The sequence below is a fragment of the Pirellulales bacterium genome, from assembly GCA_035939775.1.
In the GTDB taxonomy this organism is placed as follows: Bacteria; Planctomycetota; Planctomycetia; order Pirellulales; family DATAWG01; genus DASZFO01.
Window position 1 is genome coordinate 1 of sequence record DASZFO010000055.1, and the last position, 7,461, is coordinate 7,461.

Annotated in this window: 7 protein-coding genes; all 7 read left to right on the plus strand. The window is 60.1% G+C overall.

Features of this window, described 5'->3' with window-relative positions; all coding sequences use genetic code 11:
- Positions 1-1,138: asparagine synthase C-terminal domain-containing protein (locus tag VGY55_02570; protein HEV2968844.1), on the plus strand; the 1,138-nt coding region annotated here is incomplete at its 5' end.
- 69 nt (positions 1,139-1,207) lie between these two features.
- Positions 1,208-2,431, plus strand: coding sequence for a glycosyltransferase family 4 protein (locus VGY55_02575; protein HEV2968845.1), 1,224 nt, complete (start codon positions 1,208-1,210; stop codon positions 2,429-2,431).
- Positions 2,428-3,555 carry a UDP-N-acetylglucosamine 2-epimerase (non-hydrolyzing) gene (gene wecB / locus VGY55_02580; GenBank protein HEV2968846.1) on the plus strand — a complete coding sequence of 376 codons (1,128 nt, stop codon included), beginning with the start codon at positions 2,428-2,430 and terminating at the stop codon, positions 3,553-3,555. Before VGY55_02575 ends, wecB begins: the two co-directional genes overlap by 4 nt.
- 105 nt (positions 3,556-3,660) lie before the next feature.
- Positions 3,661-4,878, plus strand: a complete 1,218-nt coding sequence (locus VGY55_02585; protein HEV2968847.1) for a DegT/DnrJ/EryC1/StrS family aminotransferase — start codon at positions 3,661-3,663, stop codon at positions 4,876-4,878.
- Between the two features lie 77 nt (positions 4,879-4,955).
- On the plus strand, positions 4,956-5,732 hold the full coding sequence (locus VGY55_02590) for a class I SAM-dependent methyltransferase (protein HEV2968848.1): 777 nt from the start codon (positions 4,956-4,958) through the stop codon (positions 5,730-5,732).
- A 77-nt stretch (positions 5,733-5,809) separates the two neighbouring features.
- Positions 5,810-6,397 (plus strand): sugar transferase, encoded by a 588-nt coding sequence (locus tag VGY55_02595; protein ID HEV2968849.1) that lies wholly within the window; start codon positions 5,810-5,812, stop codon positions 6,395-6,397.
- Between the two features lie 179 nt (positions 6,398-6,576).
- Positions 6,577-7,461, plus strand: an 885-nt coding sequence (locus tag VGY55_02600) for a nucleotide sugar dehydrogenase (protein HEV2968850.1), incomplete at its 3' end; no start/stop codon positions are given.

The following is a 7,461-nucleotide window of genomic DNA, read 5'->3' on the forward strand; positions in this document are numbered from 1 at the left end:
CGACGAGGCCGCCCGCCTGTTCCGCGAGAAACTTGTGGACTCGGTTTCGATTCACCTCCGCAGCGACGTGCCAGTGGGTTGCGCCTTGAGCGGCGGCTTGGATTCAAGCGCGATTGCGGGCTGCGTGAAGCATCTCGCCAATGGCTCGGCCCGGTCGCTGGAAACCTTCAGCGTGATTTTCCCCGGCTGTGCGGTCGACGAGCAACCGTTTGCCAATCAAGTGGTCGAGCATTGTCGTTGCTCACCGCACTTTTCGACTCCGACCCCAGACGAATTCCTCGACGACTTGGACCGCTTTCTTTGGATTCACGACGAACCGGTCGGGTCGCTTGCTCAATATGCCTGTTTCGCACTGGCGCGGCTGACACGGTCGTGCGGCGTTCCCGTGACGCTTAACGGACAAGGCGGAGACGAAATTCTGGCCGGGTATTGGCAATCCTATTTCATGCACCTACGCGGCTTGTTTCGCTCCGGACGCGTGTTACGGTTGGGCTGGAGCTTTGCTCGTTCGATGCTTCCTGGTGGCAACCCTGAATTGGTCCGGCAAGTGCCAGTGATGCTTAGCCGCTATCGGGCCCGCCGCTCAGCGGCGGCGGAATTGGAACGCGAACAGAGCCAGTCCGCCCATACTTCCGTGGCGTCGCGTCTCCATGAACTGATGGAAATGAGCGAACAGGAGCGGCGCGTCTATGAAATACGCCGCCTGTATCTGCCGAGGCTATTGAAATGGGACGATCGTAATTTCATGGCCTTCGGCGTCGAGGGGCGCTATCCGTTTCTCGATCACCAGTTGATCGAATTGGCGCTGTCGTTTGCGCCCGAGACCCTCTATGCGCATGGATGGATCAAGGAGCCGCTCCGTCGTGGACTCGAAGGGATGCTTCCGCAATCAATCCTCCGCCGCCGCACCAAGTTTGGATTTGAAACGCCGCAGTCCGATTGGCTTCGCGGCCCGCTCAGGTCCGTACTCGAATCATGGGTCAAGAGCGATGCACCGATTTGGAACTACGCGGAACGGGACAAAGTCCGCGAACTCTGTCGTGAAGTTTGGACCCGCTGCACTTCGGGCGATGAAACCGGACAATCGTTGATGCGACTTTTTCTCGCGGATCGCTGGCTGCGATTGTTTTTCGGTTAAATGTCGGTCCCGACTCTTTCTCTGCCCGAGCCCATTTCCAAACCCGCTGTGCGGCGACGGCTTTGCATCTTGACGCAGTATTTCCCTCCGGAAATGGGTGCGCCGCAGGCCCGGCTTTCAGAACTCGGCGAGCGGCTCATCGACCTCGGTTGGGAAGTGGAAGCCCTGACGGCGCTGCCGAACTATCCGACAGGGAAAGTGTTCGCGGGCTACGACGTTCGCAAGCCGGTTGTCGAACAGATCGGCCGGATTCGGACGGTTCGGGCGCCGCTGTACACTGCGAAAAGCGGATTCACTAGGCGGTTGCGTTCCTATTTTTCGTTCGCCGCCTCGGCTTCGCGATATGGACCGCGGCTTTGTCAATGGCCCGACCTGCTATACGTCGAGTCGCCGCCGCTCTTCATCGGCTACGCGGCCCGCTACTTATCGTGGCGATGGAATTGCCCGTTTGTGTTCAACGTCAGCGACCTTTGGCCCGAGTCGGCGATCCGGATGGGAATCGTCAAGGCGGGGTTCGCGACGCGAATGGCCGAGCGTTTAGAGCACAAACTATATCGAATGGCGGCCGGCGTGACGGGGCAATCGGCAGAGATCATCGCGGCAGTGCGGCGCTGCGCTCCCTCCGTGCGTGCCGAGATAATCACCAACGGCGTCGATCCGGATCGCTTCGGCCGCGCTCGAACCGATGCAGCCGCCCGCGAACTCCTGGGTCGCGAACCCGGACCCATCTTCATTTTTGCCGGCTTGTTGGGCCTGGCCCAGGGACTCGATCAGGTCCTAGACTTGGCCGCGGCGCTTCCGCTCGACGTTCCAGGGCGTTTTGTGCTTGTCGGCGAAGGACCGGCCCGCGAACAACTCGTCGCGCGCATTGAGCGCGAACGGATCGGCCGCGTTAAAATCATTCAAGCTCAGCCGCGCGAGCGAATCCCGGCGCTTTTGGCGGCGGCCGACGTCGCCCTGATTACGCTCGGCATGTCGATCCCCGGCGCGGTGCCGAGCAAGATTTACGAAGCGATGGCCACGTCGCTGCCGATTCTGCTCGTGGCCGATGGCGAGCCGGCTTGTCGTGTCAACGAGTCACAGTGCGGCCTAGCCGTGTCGCCGGGCGAATTAGCGAGTTTGCAATCGGCCTACGCGACATTGGCAACCGATGCCGAGCTTCGCAATCGTCTCGGCGCCGCCGGCCGTCGCGCCGCGGAGACGACTTACGCCCGCACCCAGATTGCAGCCCGTTTGGATCAGTTCTTGTCGAGTCTGTTGCCGACTAATTGCGCTCCTCAGGTGGTTTCTTGAATCGCACTATCGCTTGCGTCGTCGGCGCACGGCCGAATTTCGTGAAGATGGGACCGATTCTCGCGGGTCTTCGCGCAGCCGATCCGACATTGAAAGCGACTCTCATCCACACCGGCCAACATTACGACGAGGCGATGAGCGATCTGTTCTTCCGTCAGCTCGGGCTTCCAGCACCCGATGTTCACTTGGAAGTCGGCTCCGGAAGTCAGGGCGAACAAACGGCGAAAGTCCTCTCGCGCTACGAAGCCTGGCTCGTCAATGCCGATCCGCGGCCGCTGGCCACGCTCGTGGTCGGCGACGTGAATTCGACAATGGCCTGCACGCTGGCCTCCGTGAAACTCGGGGTTCCCGCGATTCACGTCGAGGCGGGCTTGCGCAGCTTCGACCGTACGATGCCCGAGGAGATTAATCGCGTCATAACGGACGCAATCTCGGAATTGTTGCTCGTGAGCGAGCCGAGCGGAGTCGAGAATCTGAAGAAGGAAGGTCGTCCCGAGTCGGCGATGCGCCTTGTTGGAAACGTAATGATCGACGTCGTGTTCGCTCAATTGCCGGCCGCCCGCGCCCTGCGGCAGCCGGAGACGATGGGGCTGGCGCCGGGGCAATTCGCCGTCTGGACGATGCACCGCCCGTCGAACGTGGACGAACCGAAATCGCTTTCCGCCCTAATTGCGTCGCTCGAAAAGATCGCCGGCCAATTGCCGGTTGTTTTTCCCGTGCATCCCCGGACTCGCGCGCGAATGGAAACGGCCGGGGTGTGGGAATCGCTCGAGCACGCGCCCGGAGTGCGATTGACGGCTCCACTTGGATATATGGAATTCTTGGGGCTTACGTCGGAAGCACGTTTTATCATCACGGATTCGGGCGGTCTACAAGAAGAGTCTGCGGCATTGCAAATCCCCTGCCTGACTCTCCGCGAGAATACCGAGCGACCGGTCACTGTCTTCGAAGGAACCAGCACGCTCGTGGGCCACGACGTCGTCTTGCTCGAGCGATTGGTCGACGACATCCTTGCCGGCCGATACAAGCACGGCAAATCCCCCGCGCTTTGGGACGGCAAAGCGGGCGATCGGATCGGCCGTGAAGTCATTGAGTTTTTGGATGAGCGAGGGAAAGGCCGGTGATTTCTTGCAAGCCAACGCGAGAGGTCAGGCCGGCGCGGCATCCGTGCCAATCCAGAACATCGCGCGACTACCGCTCCTTCGCTAACTTCTGACCCGTTTCGCATCATGAACGTTCCTTTCTTCCGGCCCTCGATCACCGAAGCTGAGATTGCCGAAGTCGTCGGCTGTCTGCGATCCGGATGGCTGACGACTGGGCCAACCACGAAGCGGTTTGAGGCGGCGTTTGCCGAGCATGTCGGAGCGAAACATGCCCTGGCGGTCAATTCCTGCACCGCAGCGCTGCATTTGGCGGTCGAAGCGCACGATTTGAGGGCGGGACAGGCCGTGCTTGTGCCGACGATGACCTTCGCCGCGACCGCCGAGATCGTTCGTTATCAAGGGGCGGTGCCGATTCTGGTCGATTGCGATTCGGTCACCATGAACCTCGATTTGGCCGACGCGGCGCGCAAGATTGGGTCTCTGCGAATGGGCGAGTTGACCGATGCCGCTCCTCCGGACCTCAAGCCGGTGGGGATCATTCCCGTGCATGTCGGCGGCGTTATGCTTGATATCGCTAAAGTCCGCGAATTCGCCGAATCCCACGGGCTGTGGGTCATCGAAGACGCGGCTCACGCGTTCCCGGCCTCTTGGCGCACCGCTTCCGATCGACCCTGGCAACGGTGTGGCGAAGGGACGTCTGCCGTAAGTTGTTTCTCGTTTTATGCCAATAAGACGATCACGACCGGCGAAGGAGGGATGGCTGTCACGGACGATGCCGCGCTGGCCGATCGAATGCGGCTCATGTCGCTCCACGGACTGTCGCACGACGCCTGGAAACGCTACTCGGGCGGAACAAGCTGGGACTACCGCATCCTCGCGCCCGGCTACAAATACAATATGACCGACATCGCCGCGGCGCTTGGCGTCCGGCAGCTTGAGCGTGCGGAGGCGATGCGCATCGAGCGAGAATCTCTGGCGATGGGCTATCGAGCCGCTTTGGCGGACGTCGAGGAATTGGGATTGCCGTCGGCGCCTGCCGATCGCGTTCATTCGTGGCACCTGTTCCCGATTCGGCTGCGATTGGAGCGGCTGTCGATCGACCGCGATCAGTTCATTTCAGCGCTGCGCGAGCGTGGCGTGGGCTGCTCGGTGCATTGGCGCCCGCTACATCTGCACCCGTATTATGCCGAGCAATTCGGTTGGCGGCCTGAGCAATTCCCCGTGGCGACGCCACTGTGGCAGCGGTTGATCACGCTGCCGCTGTTCCCCGGAATGCGCGACGATGAGTTCGACCACGTTGTCGCGATCGTCCGAGATCTCTGCCGCGCGAACCGCAAACCATAGTTGTCGTAGGGCACGCTGTGCGTGCCGCGGCCACCGCGTCTTGCCCTTTCGGCACGCAAAGCGAGTCCTGCGGAATCATGAAATCAACGGAGCGTTTCAGCGATCGAGTCGCCGATTATGTGAGGTTCCGTCCTCACTACCCGAGCGGCGTCTTCGAGTTCTTAAGAGACGAACTCGGTTTTCGGCGAGGAACCACCATCGCCGATATTGGTTCCGGCACGGGAATCTCCACCAAGCCGCTCTTGGATTTGGGGTACAACGTCTTCGCGGTGGAACCGAATGCCGAAATGCGAGCCGCGGCGGAGCGATGGCTCCAAGACGAACCTCAGTTTCGCAGTGTCGCGGGCACTGCGGAGGAAACGACGCTACCCGAACACTCCGTCGACGCTGTCTTGGCCGCCCAGGCATTTCATTGGTTCGACGCAGCGAAAGCCCGAGGCGAGTTTAAGAGGATCCTAAAACCGGGTGGCTGGGCAGTTCTCCTTGCGAATCATCGACTTCAAACACAGACGCCGTTTCTCGCGGCATATGAGCGACTTCTTGAGGAGTTCGGCACCGACTACGATCAGGTGAAAGTGAAAGGTCGTCGCGCGATCGGTTCAGCGACTCTGTCGAGTTTTTTCGGCGCCGAGAAGTATCAAGTCCGTTCATTCAGCAACCATCAGGATTTGGGTTTTGAAGAACTCAAAGGGCGTTTGCTCTCATCCTCTTACGTTCCGAAGGAGCCGCATCCGAAATCTGCTCTAATGATTGGTAAACTCCACGAGATTTTTGAAGAGCACTCATCGGCCGGCACAGTGAAGATTATGTACGAGACCAATATCCGCTTTGGACAGCTTGAGAAGCAGCCGTAGCTTGCCAGAACCGATTCGGCTCGAGGTTTCCGCACGCACAGCATGTCCTACAAAAACTACAATATCTGCCGCACGATTTGAAACGCTGCTTCGACTTCACTGTGGCCTTGATCGCCCTGATCGCTCTCTCGCCCGTCTTCGTTTTGACGGCGATCGCCGTGCGATGCGATTCGCGCGGGCCGATCTTTTTTTTGCAACAACGGGTCGGTCGTGGCTTTCGGTCGTTTTGGATCTGCAAATTCCGCACGATGGTCGTCGATGCGCCGTTGCGGGGACCGCAAATCACCTCCGGCGAAGATCCGCGGATCACGCGCGTCGGCCGATACTTGCGAAAATGGAAGCTCGACGAGTTGCCGCAACTCTGGAACGTGTTCAAGGGAGAAATGAGCCTCGTCGGCCCGCGGCCGGAGGTGCCGCGCTATGTCGAGATGTTTCGCGACGACTACGCCTGCCTGCTGTCGGTGCGGCCTGGCATTACCGATCCTGCGTCGTTGAAATACCGCGACGAAGCGGCGATTCTGGCCCAGAGCCAGAATCCGGAGGAGACCTACGTTCGGCTAATCCTGCCCGAGAAGATTGCCCTTGCCAAGCGGTATGTCGCCCAGGCGTCGCTGAGCGGTGATCTTGCGCTCATCTGGCAAACGATCTGCCATGTCGCGCGGTGAGGCCGTCAAAGCCCGTCCAAGTATCAGATTCGACACCGTTTTAGGTCCCGCCGGTTTCACATGGCCGTCGCTTGGATTAAAGTAGGATTCACGGAACGTAAAGTCGATTCGGCGGCGTTTCTCATCTTGAACAACCGGCGCCGTCCCTCATTTCCACGTCATTTCCGTCGGGATGAATCATGCTGAAGGCAGCGATTGAAAACAAAACGGCCCGGGTCGGCGTCATCGGCCTGGGTTATGTTGGAATCCCCCTGATTCAGGCCTTTGTCAAGGCCGGCTTTAGCACGATGGGATTCGATATCGATCAGTCCAAGGTAGACCGTCTCCTGCGCGGCGAGAGTTACATTGGACATATCCCGTCGAGTTGGATCGCAGACTGCGTGGCGTCCAAGCGATTTGTGCCGACGGCCGATATGCGGCGGCTCGCCGAGGCCGACGCGATTCTGATCTGCGTGCCGACGCCGCTCAGCGAGAGCCGCGATCCCGACCTAAGCTATATTGAGACCACCGCCAGGCAAATCGCCGCCGCGCTGCGGCCCGATCAACTGATCGTGCTCGAAAGCACTACCTATCCCGGCACAACCCGCGACGTCGTCCTGCCGATACTGGAAACCAGCGGGTTGAAGGCCGGCAAGGACTTCTTTCTCGCCTATAGCCCCGAGCGCGAAGACCCGGGCAATCCCAACTACAGCGCTGCCGGCATTCCGAAGGTCGTCGGCGGAATCGAGCCACAGAGCGCCGAGTTGGCTCGGCTGATTTATAGCCAGGCAGTTGTTAAAGTCGTGCCCGTCGCGAACTGCGAAGTCGCCGAGGCATGCAAGATCCTCGAAAACACTTATCGCTCCGTCAATATCGCGATGGTCAACGAGCTGAAGGTACTGTTCGATCGAATCGGGATCGACGTCTGGGAAGTGATTGACGCCGCGAAGACGAAGCCGTTCGGCTTCCAGGCCTTCTATCCGGGGCCAGGTTTGGGAGGCCATTGCATTCCCATCGACCCCTTCTACCTCACGTGGGCGGCCCGCAAGCACGGCCTGCACACGCGCTTCATCGAGCTGGCAGGT

Coding starts and splice junctions, on each gene's coding strand:
- VGY55_02590 (HEV2968848.1), top strand. CDS start 4,956: ATGAAATCAACGGAGCGTTTCAGCGATCGAGTCGCCGATTATGTGAGG.
- VGY55_02585 (HEV2968847.1), top strand. CDS start 3,661: ATGAACGTTCCTTTCTTCCGGCCCTCGATCACCGAAGCTGAGATTGCC.